This is a genomic window from Pseudomonas sp. FW300-N1A1 (genome assembly GCF_058789115.1).
Window position 1 is genome coordinate 1 of sequence record NZ_JBYTBK010000024.1, and the last position, 20400, is coordinate 20400.

17 protein-coding genes are annotated in these 20400 nt (G+C 61.3%); 13 read left to right on the top strand and 4 right to left on the bottom strand.

Annotated elements, in window-relative coordinates; translation table 11 throughout:
* Positions 1–127: 127 nt before the first annotated feature.
* Positions 128–1474: a CoA transferase gene (locus tag AC3WQN_RS16640; RefSeq protein WP_103400011.1), complete on the top strand. Its 1347-nt coding sequence runs from the start codon at positions 128–130 to the stop codon at positions 1472–1474.
* A 40-nt stretch (positions 1475–1514) separates the two neighbouring features.
* On the opposite strand, the gene AC3WQN_RS16645 is transcribed toward AC3WQN_RS16640, so the two are convergent.
* Genes AC3WQN_RS16645 through AC3WQN_RS16655 form a run of 3 tightly spaced genes read right to left on the bottom strand, consistent with a single transcriptional unit; the run spans position 1515 to position 4109 of the window.
* Positions 1515–2384, bottom strand: a complete 870-nt coding sequence (locus tag AC3WQN_RS16645) for a DNA-3-methyladenine glycosylase family protein (protein WP_103400012.1) — start codon at positions 2382–2384, stop codon at positions 1515–1517.
* Positions 2381–3808, bottom strand: a complete 1428-nt coding sequence (arcD, locus tag AC3WQN_RS16650; RefSeq protein WP_103400013.1) for an arginine-ornithine antiporter — start codon at positions 3806–3808, stop codon at positions 2381–2383. The genes AC3WQN_RS16645 and arcD (AC3WQN_RS16650) overlap by 4 nt, the downstream gene beginning before the upstream one ends.
* Positions 3809–3833: 25 nt before the next feature.
* Positions 3834–4109, bottom strand: coding sequence for a hypothetical protein (locus AC3WQN_RS16655; protein ID WP_146038371.1), 276 nt, complete (start codon positions 4107–4109; stop codon positions 3834–3836).
* Positions 4110–4243: 134 nt separating this feature from the next.
* On the opposite strand from AC3WQN_RS16655, the gene arcD (AC3WQN_RS16660) reads away from it, so the two are divergent.
* The 12 genes from arcD (AC3WQN_RS16660) (at position 4244) to AC3WQN_RS16715 (ending at position 18780) form a co-directional block, all read left to right on the top strand.
* Entirely contained in the window at positions 4244–5671 is a 1428-nt protein-coding gene (gene arcD, locus AC3WQN_RS16660; RefSeq protein WP_103400014.1) for an arginine-ornithine antiporter, read from the top strand.
* Positions 5672–5708: 37 nt separating this feature from the next.
* A complete protein-coding gene (arcA, locus tag AC3WQN_RS16665; protein ID WP_103400015.1) occupies positions 5709–6965 on the top strand; it encodes an arginine deiminase in 1257 nt (418 codons plus the stop codon).
* A 67-nt stretch (positions 6966–7032) separates the two neighbouring features.
* On the top strand, positions 7033–8043 hold the full coding sequence (locus tag AC3WQN_RS16670; protein WP_095145266.1) for an ornithine carbamoyltransferase: 1011 nt from the start codon (positions 7033–7035) through the stop codon (positions 8041–8043).
* Positions 8044–8262: 219 nt separating this feature from the next.
* Entirely contained in the window at positions 8263–9192 is a 930-nt protein-coding gene (gene arcC, locus AC3WQN_RS16675; protein ID WP_103400016.1) for a carbamate kinase, read from the top strand.
* A gap of 12 nt (positions 9193–9204) precedes the next feature.
* Entirely contained in the window at positions 9205–9567 is a 363-nt protein-coding gene (locus AC3WQN_RS16680) for a DUF5064 family protein (RefSeq protein WP_103400017.1), read from the top strand.
* Positions 9568–9704: 137 nt separating this feature from the next.
* Positions 9705–11213, top strand: coding sequence for a transcriptional regulator GcsR (gene gcsR / locus AC3WQN_RS16685; RefSeq protein ID WP_103400018.1), 1509 nt, complete (start codon positions 9705–9707; stop codon positions 11211–11213).
* A 371-nt stretch (positions 11214–11584) separates the two neighbouring features.
* Positions 11585–11968 carry a glycine cleavage system protein GcvH gene (gene gcvH, locus AC3WQN_RS16690; protein WP_095078536.1) on the top strand — a complete coding sequence of 128 codons (384 nt, stop codon included), beginning with the start codon at positions 11585–11587 and terminating at the stop codon, positions 11966–11968.
* Between the two features lie 11 nt (positions 11969–11979).
* Positions 11980–14832 carry an aminomethyl-transferring glycine dehydrogenase gene (gcvP, locus tag AC3WQN_RS16695; protein ID WP_103400019.1) on the top strand — a complete coding sequence of 951 codons (2853 nt, stop codon included), beginning with the start codon at positions 11980–11982 and terminating at the stop codon, positions 14830–14832.
* Positions 14833–15037: 205 nt separating this feature from the next.
* Positions 15038–16414 carry an L-serine ammonia-lyase gene (locus AC3WQN_RS16700; RefSeq protein WP_103400020.1) on the top strand — a complete coding sequence of 459 codons (1377 nt, stop codon included), beginning with the start codon at positions 15038–15040 and terminating at the stop codon, positions 16412–16414.
* Between the two features lie 41 nt (positions 16415–16455).
* Positions 16456–17580, top strand: a complete 1125-nt coding sequence (gcvT, locus tag AC3WQN_RS16705) for a glycine cleavage system aminomethyltransferase GcvT (protein ID WP_103400021.1) — start codon at positions 16456–16458, stop codon at positions 17578–17580.
* A gap of 400 nt (positions 17581–17980) precedes the next feature.
* Positions 17981–18193, top strand: a complete 213-nt coding sequence (locus AC3WQN_RS16710) for a cold-shock protein (RefSeq protein WP_007931076.1) — start codon at positions 17981–17983, stop codon at positions 18191–18193.
* 98 nt (positions 18194–18291) lie between these two features.
* Complete coding sequence (locus AC3WQN_RS16715) at positions 18292–18780, top strand: RDD family protein (protein WP_095078540.1); 489 nt, start codon at positions 18292–18294, stop codon at positions 18778–18780.
* A gap of 291 nt (positions 18781–19071) precedes the next feature.
* Here AC3WQN_RS16715 and nadA read toward each other — a convergent pair whose 3' ends face one another.
* Positions 19072–20130 (bottom strand): quinolinate synthase NadA, encoded by a 1059-nt coding sequence (nadA, locus tag AC3WQN_RS16720; protein ID WP_095078541.1) that lies wholly within the window; start codon positions 20128–20130, stop codon positions 19072–19074.
* Between the last annotated feature and the right edge of the window lie 270 nt (positions 20131–20400).

The following is a 20400-nucleotide window of genomic DNA, read 5'->3' on the forward strand; positions in this document are numbered from 1 at the left end:
AGCAAGCTCCCTCGCCACGAAATATCGAGCACCTCCCCTCTGTGACGTATCGACACCTCTCCCGTGGCGAGCGAGCTCCCTCGCCACAATTGCTCTATGCTCAGCCCTCTCTTGCGGAGGGCCTTCGATGACCGATTTCCTGACGTCCATTCAAGCCGCGCTCGGTTTGCCTGCGACGGCCATCACGTTCACCGCCGACGGTGCCCTGCCCTCGGCGTTTGCCGTCACCGACCTGGCCTGCGCCAGCATCGCGGCGGCCGGCCAGGCCGTCAGCGAACTGCTGCGGCAACAGACCGGGCGCCTGCCGCCCCTTGAAGTCGACCGCCGCCTCGCCTCGTTCTGGTTTTCCACCTCGCTGCGCCCACTGGGCTGGAGCGTGCCGCCGCTGTGGGACCCGATCGCGGGTGACTATGCGACACACGATGGCTGGATTCGCCTGCACACCAACGCCCCGCACCATCGCGCCGCCGCCGAGTCGGTCCTCGGTGCTTGTGCCGACCGCAAGACGATGGTCGCCAAGGTCGCGCAATGGGCGAAAGACGATCTGGAGCGCGCGGTGGTCGAAGCCGGTGGTTGCGCCGCGCAAATGCGTTCATGGCAAGCCTGGCAGGCTCACCCCCAAGGGATGGCGGTCAACGCAGAACCGCTGATTGATCTCTCAACCGCTGGCAGCGCACGTTCGCCAGCCTGGCAAGGCTCGGTCGCCCAACCCTTGGCGGGCGTCAAGGTACTGGACCTGACCCGCGTGCTGGCTGGGCCCATTGCCAGCCGATTCCTCGCGGGCCTGGGCGCCGATGTGCTGCGTATCGATCCACCGCACTGGAACGAACCCGGTGTAATTCCGGAAGTCACCCTCGGCAAACGCTGCGCGCGCCTGGACTTGCACGACAGCAGCGAACGCCAGGTATTCGAAAGCCTGCTCAAGGAGGCCGATGTCCTGCTGCATGGCTACCGTGCCGACGCTCTGGAGCGCCTCGGCTATGGCGCCAGCGAACGACAGAAACTCGCCCCGGGCTTGATCGACATCAGCCTCAATGCCTACGGCTGGAGCGGCCCCTGGCAGCATCGCCGGGGCTTCGACAGCCTGGTGCAGATGAGCTGCGGCATCGCTGAGGCCGGCATGCACTGGAAGCACGCTGGCACGCCCACCCCGCTGCCCGTTCAGGCACTCGACCACGCCACCGGCTACTTGATGGCCGCCAGTGCGATCATGGCCCTGACCCAGCGCCTGAAAACCGGGCAAGGGGGTACGGCACGCTTGTCATTGGCGCGAACCGCGAAACTGCTGATTGAACAAGGCCCCGGGACTAGGGCGCCATTACGGGCTGAAGAGACCCGCGACCGAGGCTCGCTGATCGAGCAAACGGCCTGGGGCCCGGCGCATCGCTTGCAGGTACCGCTGAAGATCAGCGCAACGCCGTTGCAGTGGGCGATCCCGGCCGGGGAGCTGGGCGCCCATCGGGCACAGTGGTGAGGCTCACGCCACGGACGTGCTCGCGCTGACCACCTGACACTCAGTCGGCTCGACTCAACGACGTCCACAACACCTGCGCCGCGTACGCCCGGTGCGGTCGCCAGGCTTCGGCGCGGGCCAACAAGCCGCCCGGCGTGACCGGCCCGCCTTCCAGCGCCTTCAGTGCGTTGATCAAGCCCACATCCCCTGACGGAAAGGCATCGGCTTCACGCATCTGCCGCAAGGCGATGTACTGCGCCGTCCAGTCGCCAACGCCCCACAGCGCCAGCAATGGCGCGGTGCAGGCGGGTAAATCACTTTTAGGCTCAAACAACCGGGGATCGTCGAGCAGTGCCTGCGCCACCCCCGACAAGGTCCGCCCACGGCTGCGGGGCATACCGAGGGCCGCCAGATCCGCCTCGGCCAGTACCCGGCTCGACGGAAAGACGTGGGTCAGCGGCGCGAATGACGGCAGCAGACGCTCGCCATACTGCGCAACCAGTTTGCCCGCCAGCCTGATCGCCGCGCCGACGCTGATCTGTTGCCCCAGCACCGCGCGAATCGCCAGCTCCAGGCCATCCCAGGCTCCGGGCACCCGCAGACCGGGATGCCCGGCAATCAACCGCGCCATCAGCGGGTCCGTCGACAGGTGCCGATGAATCCCGGGCAAGTCGGCGTCCAGATCGAACATCCGCCGCAGCCGCCGCACAATTTCCGGTACCGCCAAAATGTCAGGAAACCGCAGCACGACGTCTAGGGCATCACCCTGCGCCTGGGTGATCGAAAACGTGCCGTGCGCACCACCCAGACTGATGCTGCGCGAATACACGCCATCGACCACCGTCTCCAATCCGGCAATCGCCCGGGCCGATAGAAACCCCAGCATCGCCGGCCAGTCATAGGCCCCTTGATAGTCGAGCCGCAGCCTCACAACGACAGCACACCACTGTACAGTCCGTAGGAGGCCACCCCGGCGCCCGCGATGACACAGGCAAAGATGCCTTTCTCGATGTGGGTGAACAGTGGCTGGCCCTGCTCCCGCTTGGCCTTGGCGAACAGAATCACTCCCGGCGCATACAGCAGCGCCGACAACAGCAGGTACTTGACCCCGCCTGCGTACAACAACCAGACCGCGTAACTGAGCGCGATGGCACCGATGATCAGGTCCTTGGTGCGCTCGGCGGACGCGTGTTCATAGGTCTCGCCACGCCCGCTCAACAACACCGCATACGCTGCCGACCACAGGTAGGGCACCAGGATCATCGACGATGCCAGATAGATCAGGCTGGTGTAGGTACCTTCGGAAAAGAGGGTGATCAGCAGGAAGATCTGGATCATCACGTTGGTCAGCCACAAGGCATTGACCGGCACGTGGTTGGCGTTTTCCTTTCTCAGGAATGCCGGCATGGTCTTGTCCCGGGCCGTGGCGAACAGGATCTCGGCGCACAGCAACGCCCACGATAGCAACGCGCCCAACAGGGAAACCGCCAGGCCGAGGCTGATCAGCAACGCCCCCCATGGCCCGACAATGTGTTCCAGCACCGCCGCCAGCGATGGGTTCTGCAGATTGGCCAGTTCCGGCTGGGTCATGATGCCCAGCGACAACACGTTGACCAGCACCAGCAATGCCAGCACCCCGACAAATCCGATGACCGTGGCCCGGCCCACATCCGAACGCTTTTCGGCGCGGGCCGAATAGACGCTCGCGCCCTCGATGCCGATGAACACGAAGACCGTGACCAGCATCATGTTGCGCACCTGATCCATCACGCTGCCGAAGTCCGGGTTGCTGTGCCCCCAAATGTCACGGGTGAAGACATCCGCCTTGAACGCCACCGCGGCAATCACGACGAACATCACCAGCGGCACGATCTTGGCCACGGTGGTCACCTGGTTGATGAACGCCGCCTCCTTGATCCCGCGCATCACCAGAAAATGCACGGCCCACAGCAACAGCGAAGCGCAGCCGATGGCAATCGGCGTGTTGCCCTGGCCGAAGACCGGAAAGAAATAACCCAGGGTGCTGAACAGCAGCACGAAGTAGCCGACGTTCCCTAGCCAGGCACTGATCCAGTAGCCCCAGGCGGATGAGAAACCCATGTAGTCGCCAAATCCGGCCTTGGCGTAGGCATAGACCCCAGAGTCCAGTTCGGGCTTGCGGTTGGCCAGGGTCTGAAAGACAAACGCCAGGGTCAACATGCCCACGGCCGTGATGGCCCAACCGATCAGGATTGCCCCGGCGTCAGCGCGAGCCGCCATGTTCTGTGGCAAGGAGAAAATCCCCCCGCCAATCATCGAGCCGACCACCAGGGCGATCAACGCACTGAGTCGTAGCTTTTGCGCCGGTTGCGACATCGTCACCTCTCAAATCGACTGTTTGTCATGTTGGCGAACCATAACAAGGGTTCACCCGATTAATTATCCAGCGCGGCATATCGTTTATCAGACAAGGATAAAAATAGACCGCTTTTAGAACTATCTCATCTATACCGCTGGGGTATTTTCGCCAGTTTTCAGGCTTATTCCAGATAAATCCATGCTGTACTGAAAACAGCCGCCAAAAATTTGCAGATTCTTGAAAACGAACTAGCTTCAAACCCGGCAGCAATGGCAACAATTCCCGTTCAAATCCATCCGAGGCCTCTGGGAGAGGCATCTCAGCCCGTTCCTTAAGCATTCATAAGTCACTCGCTAACAATGGAATGTCGCAATGAACTGATCTACGTCAGCTGATGGAAACGCAAGCAGTTCTACTCTGTGGTCTCACTTCTCCTGCATTGGAGTCACGCAATGTCTGAATCTCCCGGAAAACTACGACTTGGTGCCTTAGTCGCGCTGGTGGTCGGCTCAATGATTGGTGGCGGGATCTTCTCTTTGCCACAAAACATGGCGGCAAGTGCCGATGTCGGTGCTGTCCTGATTGGTTGGGCGATTACCGCTGTCGGTATGTTGACCCTGGCATTTGTCTTCCAGACACTGGCCAACCGCAAGCCTGACCTGGACGGCGGCGTTTACGCCTACGCCAAGGCCGGTTTCGGTGACTACATGGGTTTCTCCTCCGCCTGGGGCTACTGGATCAGTGCCTGGCTGGGGAACGTCGGTTACTTCGTGCTGCTGTTCAGCACCTTGGGCTACTTCTTCCCGATTTTTGGTGAGGGCAATACCGTAGCCGCAGTGATCGGAGCCTCGGTGCTGTTGTGGGCCGTGCATTTCCTCGTCTTGCGGGGGATCAAGGAAGCGGCGTTCATCAACCTGGTGACCACCGTCGCCAAGGTCGTACCGCTGTTGCTGTTTGTCATGATCGCAGTGTTCGCGTTCAAGCTGGATATCTTCACTGCCGACATCTGGGGCCTGAAAAACCCTGACCTGGGCAGCGTGATGGACCAGGTGCGCAACATGATGCTGGTCACCGTCTGGGTGTTCATCGGTATCGAAGGCGCGAGCATCTTCTCCGCCCGTGCCGAAAAGCGTTCTGACGTCGGTAAAGCCACCGTGATCGGCTTCATCACCGTGCTGCTGTTCCTGGTGCTGGTGAACGTACTGTCGCTGGGCATCATGACCCAACCGGAACTGGCCAAGCTGCAGAACCCGTCGATGGCCGCCGTGCTTGAGCATGTGGTCGGTCACTGGGGTGCGGTGCTGATCAGCGTCGGCCTGATCATCTCCCTGCTTGGCGCACTGCTGTCGTGGGTCCTGCTGTGTGCGGAGATCATGTTCGCCGCCGCCAAAGACCACACCATGCCGGAGTTCCTGAGAAAGGAAAACGCCAACCACGTACCGGTCAATGCCTTGTGGCTGACCAACGCGATGGTGCAGGTGTTCCTGATCATCACCCTGTTCTCGGCCAGTACTTACCTGTCGCTGATCTACCTCGCCACCTCGATGATCCTGGTGCCTTACCTGTGGTCGGCGGCCTACGCCCTGCTGCTGGCGGTGCGCGGCGAGACTTACGAGAACGCCCTGGCCGAACGCAAGAAGGACCTGATCATCGGTGGTATCGCCCTGATCTATGCGGTCTGGCTGATCTATGCCGGTGGGTTGAAGTACCTGCTGCTGTCCGCCCTGCTCTATGCCCCTGGCGTGATCCTGTTCGCCAAGGCCAAGCACGAGTTGGGCAAACCGGTTTTCACCAACGTCGAGAAGCTGATTTTCGCCATGGTGGTCGTTGGCGCCCTGGTGGCAGCCTACGGTCTCTACGACGGCTTCCTGACCCTGTAACAACCAAGTTTGTATTGTCATCTGGAGGATCACTGTAATGAGCACGGAAAAAGTTAAGTACGGCGTACATTCCGAAGCCGGCAAACTACGCAAAGTCATGGTTTGCTCCCCGGGCCTGGCCCACCAGCGGCTGACCCCGAACAACTGTGACGAACTACTTTTCGATGACGTTATCTGGGTTAACCAGGCCAAGCGTGACCACTTCGACTTCGTGACCAAGATGCGTGAGCGCGGTGTCGAAGTGCTGGAAATGCACAACCTGCTGACCGAAACCATCCAGAACCCGGAAGCCCTGAAGTGGATTCTGGACCGCAAGATCACCCCGGACACCGTGGGTGTCGGCCTGTGCAACGAAGTGCGCAGCTGGCTCGAAGGCCTTGAGCCACGCAAGCTGGCCGAGTACCTGATTGGCGGTGTGGCCGGTGAAGACCTGCCGGACAGCGAAGGTTCCAGCGTCATCAAGATGTATCGCGACTACCTGGGCCACTCCAGCTTCCTGCTGCCGCCGCTGCCCAACACCCAGTTCACCCGCGACACCACCTGCTGGATCTACGGCGGCGTGACACTCAACCCGATGTACTGGCCGGCACGACGTCAGGAAACCCTGCTGACGACCGCCATCTACAAGTTCCACCCTGAGTTCACCGGTGCCGAATTCGAAGTCTGGTACGGCGATCCGGACAAGGATCACGGCCAGGCCACCCTCGAGGGCGGCGACGTCATGCCTATCGGCAATGGCGTAGTGCTGATCGGCATGGGCGAGCGGACCTCGCGCCAGGCCATCGCCCAACTGGCCCAGTCGCTGTTCGCCAAAGGCGCCGTGGAAAAAGTTGTGGTCGCCGGCCTGCCGAAATCCCGCGCGGCGATGCACCTGGACACCGTGTTCAGCTTCTGCGACCGCGACCTGGTCACTGTCTTCCCTGAAGTGGTCAAGGAAATCGTGCCGTTCGTGATTCGTCCTGACAGCAGCAAGCCTTATGGCATGGACGTGCGCCGGGAAAACAAATCCTTCCTCGACGTGGTTGCCGAGTCCCTCAACCTCAAGACCCTGCGCGTCGTGGAAACCGGTGGCAACAGCTTCGCCGCCGAACGCGAGCAGTGGGACGACGGTAACAACGTGGTGGCCGTTGAGCCTGGCGTGGTGATCGGTTACGACCGCAACACCTACACCAACACCCTGCTGCGCAAGGCCGGGATCGAGGTCATCACCATCAGCGCCGGCGAGCTCGGCCGCGGCCGTGGCGGCGGCCACTGCATGACCTGCCCGATCGTACGCGACCCAATCGATTATTAACCTTTAGCCAAGGCCCGCGCCTATCCGGCGAGGGCCTTGGGGATAACCGAACCCAAGGAGATCCATCATGGCTTTTAATATTCACAACCGTAATTTGCTGAGCCTGGAACACCACACCCCTCGCGAATTGCGCTATCTGCTCGACCTGTCCCGCGACCTCAAGCGCGCCAAGTACACCGGCACCGAGCAGCAACACCTCAAAGGCAACAACATCGCGTTGATCTTCGAAAAAACCTCGACCCGCACCCGCTGTGCGTTCGAAGTCGCGGCCTATGACCAGGGCGCCAACGTGACCTACATCGACCCGAACTCCTCGCAGATCGGCCACAAAGAAAGCATGAAGGACACCGCCCGCGTGCTGGGGCGCATGTACGACGCTATCGAGTACCGTGGCTTCAAGCAGGAAATCGTCGAAGAACTGGCCAAGTTTGCCGGCGTACCGGTGTTCAACGGCCTGACCGATGAGTACCACCCGACCCAAATGATCGCCGACGTCCTGACCATGCGTGAGCACGCCGACAAGCCGATCCACGACATCAGCTACGCCTACCTGGGCGATGCGCGCAACAACATGGGTAACTCGCTGCTGCTGGTCGGTGCCAAGCTGGGCATGGACGTGCGTATCTGCGCTCCCAAGGCCCTGTGGCCGGCGGACGACCTGGTCGCTCGCTGCAAGCAATACGCAGAAGAAAGCGGCGCCCGCATCACCCTGACCGAAGACCCGAAAGCCGCGGTCAAAGGCGTGGACTTCATCCACACCGACGTCTGGGTCTCGATGGGCGAACCGGTTGAAGCCTGGGCCGAACGCATCAAGCAACTGCTGCCGTACCAGGTCAACGCTGAACTGATGAAAGCCACCGGCAACCCACGCACCAAGTTCATGCACTGCCTGCCGGCCTTCCACAACAGCGACACCAAGATCGGCAAGCAGATCGCCGAGCAATACCCGCATCTGGCCAACGGTATCGAAGTCACTGACGACGTGTTCGAATCGCCGGCCTGCATCGCCTTTGAGCAAGCGGAAAACCGCATGCACACCATCAAGGCGATCCTGGTATCGACCCTGGCTGACTTGTAACGGCTGACGACTGCCCGTTCCAACTGGAACGGGCTCCTGTGGCGAGGGAGCTTGCTCCCGCTCGGCGGCGTAGCCGTCGCAAACGCTTCAACTGCAATGCATCAGAGTTTCTGCATTGCACCCGATTGCGAGCGCTACGCACTCGAGCGCGAGCAAGCTCGCTCGCCACAGGAATCCGTCGTTTCCACGGTAAACGCTTTTCCTAGAAGGACTGCAATTATGCGTATCGTCGTTGCCTTGGGCGGTAACGCCCTCCTGCGTCGTGGTGAACCCATGACGGCAGACAATCAACGCGCCAATATCCGGATCGCCACCGAACAGATCGCCAAGATCCACCCTGGCAATCAACTGGTGATCGCTCACGGTAATGGCCCGCAAGTCGGCCTGCTGTCGCTGCAAGCTGCAGCCTACACCTCCGTCTCCCCTTACCCGCTGGACGTGCTCGGTGCCGAAACCGAAGGCATGATCGGCTACATCATCGAACAGGAACTGGGCAACCTGCTGGCCTTCGAAGTTCCGTTCGCCACCCTCCTGACCCAGGTTGAAGTCGACGCCAACGACCCGGCGTTCAAGAACCCGAGCAAGCCGATCGGCCCGGTCTACACCAAGGCCGAAGCCGAAGCGCTGGCCGCCGAAAAAGGCTGGGCGATTGCCCCCGATGGCGACAAGTTCCGCCGCGTGGTGGCCAGCCCGAAACCCAAGCGCATCTTCGAGATCCGTCCGATCAAGTGGCTGCTGGACCAGGGCAGCATCGTGATCTGCGCCGGCGGTGGCGGCATTCCGACCATGTACGACGAGAACCACAAGCTCCAGGGCATCGAAGCGGTGATCGACAAGGACCTGTGCTCGGCGCTGCTGGCCGAACAGCTGGAAGGTGATTTGCTGGTGATCGCCACCGACGTCAATGCCGCGTACATTGATTTCGGCAAGCCGACCCAGAAAGCCATCGCCCAGGCACACCCGGACGAAATGGAAAAACTCGGCTTCGCGGCAGGTTCCATGGGGCCCAAGGTTCAAGCCGCCTGCGAGTTCGCCCGCAACACTGGCAAAGTCGCGGTAATCGGTTCACTCTCGGACATCGAAGCGATTGTCCAGGGCAAGGCCGGGACCCGCATCAGCACGGCCAAGCCCGGCATTACTTACCTGTAAGGAGAGACGTCTATGGCACAGTTTGAGCCAGGCCACTTGCACATCGAGCGTCACGCACTGACCCCGGATGATGTCAGCTACAACGTGCACCTGGACTACGAAGTCAGCAAGAATTCAAAGGGTGACAAGGGCATCCAGTTCACCATGCATGGCAATATCCAGGGCAAGGATATGAGCGAGATGTTCTTCCTGCCCAAGGAGGAGGCCTACAATTTCGCCAACAACGTGACAAAAATCGCCGAGAAGTACGGCATTCCAAAGACACACAGCCAGATCGGCTCGGTTCACAAACATTACGATTTGATGTTTGAAGACATACGGGTGCAGTTGAATATGAAATCGGGTGACCCGGTAAACCCCGAACATTTCGAATAACCCAGCGACCTGAGGGTGCGGTGTGACCGCTCCCTCAGGGATCCGCGTTGACCCGAAGTCCTGCACTGGATTTCACCTTCCCCCCCGCGCCAAGGCATACTTGCCCCCCTTCGCACTGCAGACCCTAAAACCGCCCCATGCGTATCCACGTCAGCTTCATCGACCGCGTCGGCATTACCCAGGAAGTCCTGGCCTTGCTCGGTGGGCGAAATCTCAACCTGGATGCGGTGGAAATGGTCCCGCCGAACGTTTACATCGATGCCCCGACCCTCAGCCCTCAAGTGCTTGAAGAGTTGCGCGATGCGCTGTTCAGCGTGCGCGGCGTGCAAGCGGTCACCGTGGTCGACATCCTTCCCGGCCAGCGTCGGCACCTGCAACTCGATGCATTGCTGGCGGCCATGACCGACCCGGTGCTGGCCCTCGACAGTGCCGGCAACATCCTGCTGGCCAATCCGGCACTGATTGCCCTGTACGGCCGTGAGCCGGCCGGGGAAAGCGTGACCGAGTTGTTTGCCGACCCAACGTTGCTCGACGCCCTGCTCGAACACGGCTTTCGCCTGGCACTGCGCGAGATCACCGTCAATGGCCAGACCTTGCTGCTGGACGCCACACCGATCACCGATGCCGGCGCCCTGCTGACCCTGTACCAACCCAACCGTATTGGCGAACAACTCTCGGCACTCCACCACGACCACGCCGAAGGGTTCGATGCCTTGCTTGGCGAGTCCCCGGTCATTCGCACCCTCAAGACTCGCGCGCAACGGGTCGCGGCCCTCGATGCCCCGCTGCTGATCCAGGGTGAAACCGGTACCGGCAAGGAGCTGGTGGCCCGCGCCTGCCACGCCATCAGCGCCCGGCACAGCGCGCCATTCCTGGCATTGAACTGCGCGGCATTGCCGGAGAACCTCGCCGAAAGCGAACTGTTCGGCTATGCACCCGGCGCCTTCACCGGCGCGCAACGGGGTGGCAAGCCGGGGCTGATGGAGCTGGCGAACCAGGGTACGGTGTTTCTCGACGAGATCGGTGAGATGTCGCCGTACCTGCAGGCCAAGTTGCTGCGCTTCCTCAACGACGGCAGCTTCCGCCGGGTGGGCGGTGATCGTGAGATCAAGGTCAATGTACGGATCCTCAGTGCGACCCACCGCGACCTGGAAAAGATGGTCTGCGAGGGCCAGTTCCGCGAAGACCTGTTCTATCGCCTCAACGTGCTCAACGTCGAAGTGCCGCCCCTGCGCGAGCGCGGCCAGGACATTCTGTTGCTGGCGCGCTACTTCATGCAGCAGGCCTGTGCACAGATCCAGCGCCCGGTCTGCCGCCTGGCGCCCGGCACCTACCCGGCCCTGCTCGGCAACCGCTGGCCGGGCAATGTGCGGCAGTTGCAGAACGTGATCTTCCGCGCGGCCGCGATCTGCGAAAGCAGCCTGGTGGACATCGGCGACCTGGATATCGCCGGCACTTCCGTGGCACGGCAAGGCGACAGCGAGGTCGACAGTCTGGAGCAGGCCATGGAGTCGTTCGAAAAGACCCTGCTGGAAAAGCTCTACGTCAATTACCCCTCGACCCGCCAACTGGCCAGCCGCCTGCAAACCTCCCACACCGCCATCGCTCATCGGCTACGCAAGTACGGGATTCCCGGCAAGGCCTGAGCCCCGATAACGGCCCCGTGGCGAGGGAGCTTGCTCCCTCCCCACAATTGGCCGCAAGGCAGCGGTTCTTCGCGCCAAAAGCGACCTCTACCTGTACTGAAAGCGCTACAGCGGAACGATATCGCTACACACCTCCTCCGACGTGACTACGCAAGGCTTTGATCCCCATAGGCTTTTTTCCACGCCTTGATCTGTAGCGATTTCGCTACAGACGCACTCGTCCATTATCCAAAAATATCTCGTAACTTATTGATTTTAAACAATTTAAAAACATTGGCCGCGATTTTGCTTTGTAACCATTCATAAAACAGGGCTTTGCCCGAACAATCCATCGCGTCCACCAGACAAGTCTGGCCCCCTGAGGAGTTTCCATGAGCGAGTTGCGTTTTACTGAAGATCACGAATGGCTGCGTACCGAAGCTGACGGCAGCGTTACAGTCGGCATCACCGCGTTCGCGCAGAACGCCCTGGGGGACGTTGTTTACGTACAGCTGCCAGAGCTGCAGTCCTACGAGCAAGGCGCCGAAGCCTCCACCGTTGAATCGGTCAAGGCCGCCAGCGGCGTGTACATGCCGTTGACCGGTGAAGTCGTCGAAACCAACTCGGCACTCGAAGGCAACCCTGAGCTGGTCAACGAAGACCCGCTGGGCCAAGGCTGGTTCTTCCGCTTCATTCCGGCGGACGCCGGCGCTGTCGGCCAACTGCTGGACCAGGACGCCTACGACCGCCTGATCAAAGCCCAAGCCGAAGCCTGAGGAGACCGCACATGACTCAAGTCAACCTGAGCACTGCCAACGAATTCATCGCGCGCCACATCGGCCCGCGTTCGGGCGACGAGCAAGCCATGCTCAACAGCCTGGGGTTTGATTCCCTGGAAGCCCTGAGCGCCAGCGTCATCCCCGACAGCATCAAGGGCACCAGCGTGCTGGGCCTGGGCGACGGCCAGAGCGAAGCCGAGGCCCTGGCGTCGATCAAGGCCATCGCTGGCAAGAACCAGCTGTTCAAGACCTACATCGGCCAGGGCTACTACAACTGCCATACGCCGTCGCCGATCCTGCGCAACCTGCTGGAAAACCCGGCCTGGTACACCGCCTACACCCCGTATCAGCCAGAAATCTCCCAAGGCCGCCTGGAAGCGCTGCTGAACTTCCAGACCCTGATCAGCGACCTGTCCGGCCTGCCGATCGCCAACGCCTCGCTGCTGGACGAAGCCACCGCCGCTGCCGAAGCCATGACCTTCTGCAAACGCCTGAGCAAGAACAAGAGCAGCCATGCGTTCTTCGCTTCCAGCCACTGCCACCCACAAACCCTCGACGTGCTGCGCACCCGTGCCGAGCCATTGGGCATCGACGTGGTGGTGGGCGATGAGCGTGAACTGACCGACGTCAGCCCGTTCTTTGGTGCGCTGCTGCAATACCCGGCCAGCAACGGTGACCTGTTCGACTACCGCGAACTGACCGAGCGCTTCCACGCCGCCAATGCCCTGGTCGCTGTCGCGGCCGACCTGCTGGCCCTGACCGTGCTGACCCCGCCGGGCGAGTTCGGCGCCGACGTGGCCATCGGCAGCGCCCAACGCTTCGGCGTGCCCCTGGGCTTCGGTGGCCCGCACGCGGCCTACTTCGCCACCAAGGACGCGTTCAAGCGCGACATGCCGGGCCGTCTGGTCGGTGTGTCGGTAGACCGTTTCGGCAAGCCGGCCCTGCGCCTGGCCATGCAGACCCGCGAACAACATATCCGTCGCGAGAAAGCCACCAGCAACATCTGCACCGCCCAGGTGCTGTTGGCCAACATCGCCAGCATGTACGCGGTGTACCACGGCCCTAAAGGCCTGGTACAGATCGCCACGCGCATTCATCACCTGACCGCGATCCTGGCCAAAGGCCTGGGCGCGCTGGGCCTGAACGTCGAGCAAGACAGCTTCTTCGACACCCTGACCCTGGCCACGGGTGCACAAACCGCCGCCCTGCACGACAAGGCTCGCGCCCAGCGCATCAACCTGCGCGTGGTCGATGACCAGCGCCTGGGTCTGTCCCTGGACGAAACCACGACCCAGGCCGACATCGAAACCCTGTGGAGCCTGCTGGCCGACGGCAAGTCGCTGCCGGACTTCGCCGCACTGGCCGCCACGATCCACAGTCGCATCCCGGCGTCGCTGGTTCGTCAATCGGCGATCCTCAGCCATCCAGTGTTCAACCGTTATCACTCGGAAACCGAGTTGATGCGCTACCTGCGCAAACTGGCGGACAAGGACCTGGCCCTGGATCGCACCATGATCCCGCTGGGCTCGTGCACCATGAAACTCAACGCTGCCAGCGAAATGATCCCGGTGACCTGGGCCGAATTCGGCGCCCTGCACCCGTTCGCCCCGGCCGAGCAAAGCGCCGGTTACCAGCAACTGACCGACGAACTGGAAGCGATGCTTTGCGCCGCCACCGGCTACGACGCGATCTCGCTGCAACCGAACGCGGGTTCCCAGGGTGAATACGCCGGCCTGCTGGCGATTCGTGCCTATCACCAGAGCCGTGGCGAAGACCGTCGCGATATCTGCCTGATCCCCTCCTCGGCCCACGGTACCAACCCGGCCACCGCTAACATGGCCGGCATGCGCGTGGTGGTCACCGCTTGTGATGCCCGTGGCAACGTCGACATCGAAGACTTGCGTGCCAAGGCCATCGAGCACCGCGAACACCTCGCCGCGCTGATGATCACCTACCCGTCCACCCACGGTGTGTTCGAGGAAGGCATCCGCGAAATCTGCGGCATCATTCATGACAACGGCGGCCAGGTGTACATCGACGGCGCCAACATGAACGCCATGGTCGGCCTGTGTGCCCCGGGCAAGTTCGGCGGCGACGTCTCCCACCTGAACCTGCACAAGACCTTCTGCATCCCTCACGGCGGTGGCGGCCCGGGCGTCGGCCCGATTGGCGTGAAATCCCACCTGACCCCGTTCCTGCCGGGTCACGCGGCCATGGAACGCAAGGAAGGCGCGGTCTGCGCAGCACCGTTCGGCAGCGCGAGCATTCTGCCGATCACCTGGATGTACATTCGTATGATGGGTGGCGCCGGTCTCAAGCGTGCTTCGCAGCTGGCAATCCTCAACGCCAACTACATCTCGCGTCGCCTCGAAGAGCACTACCCGGTGCTGTACACCGGCAGCAACGGCCTGGTGGCCCACGAATGCATCCTTGACCTGCGCCCGCTCAAGGACAGCAGCGGCATCAGCGTCGATGACGTGGCCAAGCGCCTGATCGACTTCGGTTTCCACGCCCCGACCATGTCGTTCCCGGTGGCGGGCACGTTGATGATCGAGCCGACCGAAAGCGAATCCAAGGAAGAACTGGACCGTTTCTGCGAGGCCATGATCCGCATCCGCGAAGAAATCCGCGCGGTGGAAAACGGCACCCTGGACAAGGACGACAACCCGCTGAAGAACGCCCCGCACACCGCGGCGGAAATCGTTGGCGAGTGGTCGCACCCTTACAGCCGTGAACAGGCGGTGTACCCGGTGGAGTCCTTGATCGAAGGCAAGTACTGGCCACCGGTCGGTCGCGTCGACAACGTGTTTGGTGACCGCAACCTGATCTGCGCCTGCCCGTCGATCGAAAGCTACGCTTAAACGAATGAGGGGGCGGGCTTGACCGCCCCCATTTTCAAGAACACCGCATTCCCCTCGTGGGAGCGGGCTTGCTCGCGAAGGCGGTGTGTCAGCCGCCACTTGTGCTGCCTGTTACGCCGACTTCGCGAGCAAGCCCGCTCCCACAGGGATCTGTGCCAAGCCTCAGATTCCGCCTATTCCTATAACAAGAAACCGGAGAACAACCATGTCGTTAAGCGTGTTCGACCTGTTCAAGATTGGCATCGGCCCCTCCAGTTCCCACACGGTTGGCCCGATGCGCGCCGCGGCACGCTTTGTCGAAGGCCTGCGTCGGGAAAACCTGCTCAAAGACACCACCTGCGTCAAAGTCGAGCTCTACGGCTCGCTCGGCGCCACCGGCAAAGGCCACGGCAGCGACAAGGCGGTATTGCTGGGCCTGGAAGGTGAACACCCGGACACCGTGAACACCGAGAACATAGCCGCCCGCCTGCACGACATCCGCAGCAATGGGCGCCTGAACCTGCTCGGTGAGCACCCTATCGAATTCAATGAAAAACTCCACCTGGCGATGATCCGCAAGCCGTTGGCCTATCACCCCAATGGCATGATCTTTCGCGCCTTTGATGCCGCCGGCCTGCAAATCCGCAGCCGCGAGTACTACTCGGTGGGCGGTGGCTTTGTCGTCGACGAAGACGCCGCCGGTGCCGACCGCATCGTCGAAGACGCCACGCCCCTGACCTTCCCGTTCAAAAGCGCCAAGGACCTGCTGGGTCATTGCAGCACCTACGGTTTGTCCATCAGCCAGGTGATGCTGACCAACGAAAGCGCCTGGCGCCCGGAAGCCGAAACCCGCGCCGGCCTGCTGAACATCTGGCAGGTGATGCAGGACTGCGTCGATGCCGGCTGTCGCAACGAAGGTATTTTGCCCGGTGGCCTGAAGGTCAAGCGACGCGCGGCGGCGTTGCACCGACAACTGTGCAAGAACCCGGAGTCCTCGCTGCGCGACCCACTGTCCGTGCTGGACTGGGTGAACCTGTACGCCCTGGCCGTCAACGAAGAAAACGCCAACGGCGGGCGCGTAGTGACCGCGCCCACTAACGGTGCAGCGGGGATCATCCCGGCCGTCTTGCATTACTACATGCGCTTTATCCCCGGCGCCAATGAAGACGGTGTAGTGCGCTTCCTGCTCACCGCAGCCGCCATCGGCATCCTGTACAAGGAAAACGCCTCGATCTCCGGCGCCGAAGTCGGCTGCCAGGGTGAAGTCGGCGTGGCCTGCTCCATGGCCGCCGGCGCCCTGTGCGAAGTGCTGGGCGGCAGTGTCCAGCAAGTGGAGAACGCCGCCGAAATCGGCATGGAACACAACCTCGGCCTGACCTGCGACCCGATTGGCGGCCTGGTGCAAGTGCCCTGCATCGAGCGCAACGCCATGGGTTCGGTCAAAGCCATCAACGCAGTACGCATGGCCCTGCGTGGCGACGGTCAGCACTTCGTCTCCCTCGACAAGGTCATCCGCACCATGCGCCAGACCGGCGCCGATATGAAAAGCAAATACAAGGAAACCGCCCGTGGCGGTTTGGCGGTCAACATTATCGAGTGCTGAGGCATACCCGTCTGCCCCAGTACATTTTCCAGGAGTTGTCTATGTCCACCGAAAACCTGTCGAAAACCCCGTTGCACGCACTGCACCTCGAACTCGGCGCCCGCATGGTGCCCTTCGCCGGCTACGACATGCCGGTGCAGTACCCACTCGGCGTGATGAAGGAGCACCAGCACACCCGTGAGCAGGCCGGCCTGTTCGATGTCTCGCACATGGGCCAGATCCGCCTGACCGGTGCCCAGGCCACCAAGGCCCTGGAAACCCTGGTACCGGTGGACATCATCGACCTGCCCGTGGGCATGCAGCGCTATGCCATGTTCACCAACGAAACCGGCGGCATCCTCGACGACCTGATGGTCGCCAACCTCGGTAACGACGAACTGTTCCTGGTGGTCAACGCCGCCTGCAAGGACCAGGACCTGGCGCACCTGCGCAACTACCTCGGCGGGCAGTGCAGCATCGAGCCGCTGTTCGAAGAGCGCGCCCTGCTCGCCCTGCAAGGTCCGGCCGCGGTCACCGTGCTCGCCCGCCTGGCCCCTGAAGTGGCGAAAATGACCTTCATGCAGTTCGCACGCGTGACCTTGCTGGGTGTCGAGTGCTTTGTCAGCCGTTCGGGCTACACCGGCGAAGACGGTTTTGAAATCTCCGTACCGGCCGCCAATGCCGAAGCCCTGGCCCGCGCCCTGCTGGCCGAACCGGAGGTCGCCGCCATTGGCCTGGGTGCCCGCGACTCGTTGCGCCTGGAAGCCGGCCTGTGCCTCTACGGCCATGACATGAACACCGAGACCACCCCGATCGAAGCGAGCCTGCTGTGGGCCATCTCCAAGCCTCGGCGTGCCGATGGTGCCCGTGCCGGCGGCTTCCCGGGGGCTGAAAACGTATTTGCCCAGCAACAGAACGGCGTCAGCCGCAAACGCGTCGGCCTGCTGCCTCAGGAGCGTACACCGGTGCGCGAAGGCGCGGAGATTGTCAACGAAGCGGGCGAGATCATCGGCAGCGTCTGCAGTGGCGGCTTCGGACCTACCTTGGGCGGTCCCTTGGCGATGGGTTACCTGGACAGTGCGTATATCGCACTCGATACCCAAGTCTGGGCGATCGTGCGTGGGAAAAAGGTGCCTTTGCTTGTAAGCAAAATGCCATTTGTTCCGCAACGCTACTACCGCGGTTGATTGACTGTTCCTATAAGTAACGCGGTTGCGTAACAACGCACTAATCTGTCACGCAACCGCCATAAAACAGTGCAAACGTTTGACTCTAAGCTTCGATAATGAACTTGCGTTATAACGTTCGAAAACATGTGAACAATGCTATCGATCAAACCGCAGCGAAACCCGACGAAAGCGCCACAAGCCCAGCGGAACAAGGCTTACAGGGGGCTTGTTTTTTCTCTCGCAGTTGGCGTAGAGTTTGTTCACTGTGTTTGCATGGGTCGCCTGGAATCGTGACCTGGGCAGTAGCCAACAAGTTTGCTACACCCGTTCTACGTCTTTCTACTTTCCTGCAACCAGCCCCAGTACTCTTTCATGAGAAAGAGGCTGTCATCAATTTTTGCGTCATAGGAAATAAGAAATGTCCCAACGTCAGAGCGGCACCGTCAAGTGGTTTAACGACGAAAAAGGTTTTGGTTTTATCACTCCAGAAAGCGGCCCGGATCTGTTCGTACATTTCCGTGCCATCCAGGGCAACGGTTTCAAGAGCCTGAAAGAAGGCCAGAAAGTGACCTTCATCGCGGTGCAAGGCCAAAAAGGCATGCAAGCTGACGAAGTTCAAGCAGAAGGCTGATCTTCTGTTACTAAAAAGCCTCTGATGCTGACATCAGGGGCTTTTTTGTGCGCGTAATTCCGTAAAATGGCTTCTTTTTATCAGCCGAGAGCCATTCCATGTCGAAACACCTGCTCAGTCCCCAGGGTGAGTTCCCCATCGCCGGCCTGGGTCGTCGCCTGGCAGCGATGTTCTACGACTTCCTGCTGTGCACCGCCCTGCTGATCGTCACAGGCGGCGTCTACAAGATGATCCAGATGGCAATCATCGGCGAAGAGCGGATGCGCGCCCTGACCGATGCCGGCGCACTGGACGGCGATCCCCTGCTCTCCACCATCTTGCTGTTCGTGTTGTTTGGTTTCTTCGCCAAGTTCTGGACCTATTCCGGCCAGACCCTGGGCATGCAGGTCTGGTGCATCCGCGTGCAGAACGCCGACGGCTCGGCCATCAGCCTGTGGCAGGCGCTGCTGCGCTTTGTGGTCTCGATCGCGTCGCTGCTGTGCGTCGGCCTGGGGTTCTTCTGGATGCTCTTCGACAAACAGAAACGCAGCTGGCACGACATGTACTCCAACAGCCAGCTGGTGCGGATTCCGAAGAAGAAAAAGTGACCCGCCAGATACCAAAACGCCCCGAACCATCGAGCACCGCTGCGGTTAAGAAAAGTTTGAAGCGAGTGAAGGACCCGTGGCGAGCGAGCTTGCTCGCGGTGGGGCGCGAAGCGCCCCCAACAAAGCGACTGCGGGCATTCAGAATGAACTCGGCGAGAGTTCTTGGGGCTGCTGCGCAACCCAGCGGGAGCAAGCTCCCTCGCCACGAAGAGGATGTATTGAGCACCCTCCCCTTAACTGACCAGCATGACGAACCATCGGGGCGTTTTGCCAGGCAGTCAAAGTAGACGATCAGGCGTTACCCGCCAGCTTCATCCGCGCAGCCGCGGTGAAGTCGAGCATGCGTTTGAGCGGGCGGATCGCCTGGGGGATCAGTGCCGGCTCGACGAAGATCTCGCCAGAACCCTCTCGCAGGCACTGCAGCGTGCGCTCAAGGGTATTCATCGCCATCCACGGGCAATGCGCGCAACTGCGGCATGCCGCGCCGTTGCCGGCCGTAGGCGCTTCGATAAACACCTTGTCCGGGCACAGCTGCTGCATCTTGTAGAAAATGCCGCGGTCGGTAGCCACGATCAGGGTCTTGTTCGGCAGACTTTGGGCCGCCGCGATCAACTGACTGGTGGAGCCCACCGCGTCGGCCAACTCGATCACCGCCGTTGGCGACTCCGGGTGCACCAGGATGGCCGCATCCGGGTACAACGCCTTCATGTCTTCCAGCTGTTTGGCCTTGAACTCTTCATGGACGATGCACGCCCCGTCCCAGAGCAGCATGTCGGCGCCCGTTTTGCGCTGGATGTAAGTGCCCAGGTGCTTGTCCGGGCCCCAGATGATCGTCTCGCCGTTGTCCATCAGGCTTTCGACGATTTCCAGCGCGCAACTGGAGGTCACGACCCAGTCCGCTCGCGCTTTCACCGCTGCCGAGGTGTTGGCATACACCACCACCGTCCGCTCCGGATGCTGATCACAGAACGCCGAGAACTCGTCTACCGGGCACCCCAGGTCCAGCGAACAGGTCGCCTCCAGGGTCGGCATCAGCACGCGCTTTTCCGGGTTGAGGATTTTCGCCGTCTCGCCCATGAATTTCACGCCCGCCACCACTACGGTCTTGGCCGGATGCGCATTGCCGAAGCGGGCCATTTCCAGGGAGTCGGAAACGCAGCCACCGGTTTCTTCGGCCAGGGCCTGAATGATCGGGTCGCAATAGAAGTGGGCAACCAGCACCGCGTCCTGAGCCTTGAGCTCGGCGGCGATGGCACTGCGGTAATGGGCCTGCTCTTCGGCGGTCAGCGGCTTGGGCTGCTTGGCATCGAGGTGAGCTTGTACAAGAAGGCGTTCGGAAATTTGCGTCATGATCGCAAGACCTGCGGGCGCTTTCGCGCGAGAGTCAAGTATACACCCGGCTCCGGACCTTTCGGGGCACCGCCGGGAGAGTGAGTAGTCATCAGGCACGGACAACATTGAAGCCGGGCAAGGCTACAGAATATCCCGCGGATGCAAAAGATCATTCTGACCTGCGTGATGAATAGAAGCACCCCGATACAAATCCTAGGGCCTTGATCTTTCGGAAAAAACATCCGCAGCTGCATTTATCGCGCAGGACTTGAATGGTTTTACCACTAG

Coding starts and splice junctions, on each gene's coding strand:
- AC3WQN_RS16640 (WP_103400011.1), top strand. CDS start 128: ATGACCGATTTCCTGACGTCCATTCAAGCCGCGCTCGGTTTGCCTGCG.
- arcD (WP_103400013.1), bottom strand. CDS start 3,808: ATGTCGCAACCGGCGCAAAAGCTACGACTCAGTGCGTTGATCGCCCTG.
- AC3WQN_RS16655 (WP_146038371.1), bottom strand. CDS start 4,109: ATGCCTCTCCCAGAGGCCTCGGATGGATTTGAACGGGAATTGTTGCCA.
- arcD (WP_103400014.1), top strand. CDS start 4,244: ATGTCTGAATCTCCCGGAAAACTACGACTTGGTGCCTTAGTCGCGCTG.
- arcA (WP_103400015.1), top strand. CDS start 5,709: ATGAGCACGGAAAAAGTTAAGTACGGCGTACATTCCGAAGCCGGCAAA.
- AC3WQN_RS16670 (WP_095145266.1), top strand. CDS start 7,033: ATGGCTTTTAATATTCACAACCGTAATTTGCTGAGCCTGGAACACCAC.
- arcC (WP_103400016.1), top strand. CDS start 8,263: ATGCGTATCGTCGTTGCCTTGGGCGGTAACGCCCTCCTGCGTCGTGGT.
- AC3WQN_RS16680 (WP_103400017.1), top strand. CDS start 9,205: ATGGCACAGTTTGAGCCAGGCCACTTGCACATCGAGCGTCACGCACTG.
- gcsR (WP_103400018.1), top strand. CDS start 9,705: ATGCGTATCCACGTCAGCTTCATCGACCGCGTCGGCATTACCCAGGAA.
- gcvH (WP_095078536.1), top strand. CDS start 11,585: ATGAGCGAGTTGCGTTTTACTGAAGATCACGAATGGCTGCGTACCGAA.
- gcvP (WP_103400019.1), top strand. CDS start 11,980: ATGACTCAAGTCAACCTGAGCACTGCCAACGAATTCATCGCGCGCCAC.
- AC3WQN_RS16700 (WP_103400020.1), top strand. CDS start 15,038: ATGTCGTTAAGCGTGTTCGACCTGTTCAAGATTGGCATCGGCCCCTCC.
- gcvT (WP_103400021.1), top strand. CDS start 16,456: ATGTCCACCGAAAACCTGTCGAAAACCCCGTTGCACGCACTGCACCTC.
- AC3WQN_RS16710 (WP_007931076.1), top strand. CDS start 17,981: ATGTCCCAACGTCAGAGCGGCACCGTCAAGTGGTTTAACGACGAAAAA.
- AC3WQN_RS16715 (WP_095078540.1), top strand. CDS start 18,292: ATGTCGAAACACCTGCTCAGTCCCCAGGGTGAGTTCCCCATCGCCGGC.
- nadA (WP_095078541.1), bottom strand. CDS start 20,130: ATGACGCAAATTTCCGAACGCCTTCTTGTACAAGCTCACCTCGATGCC.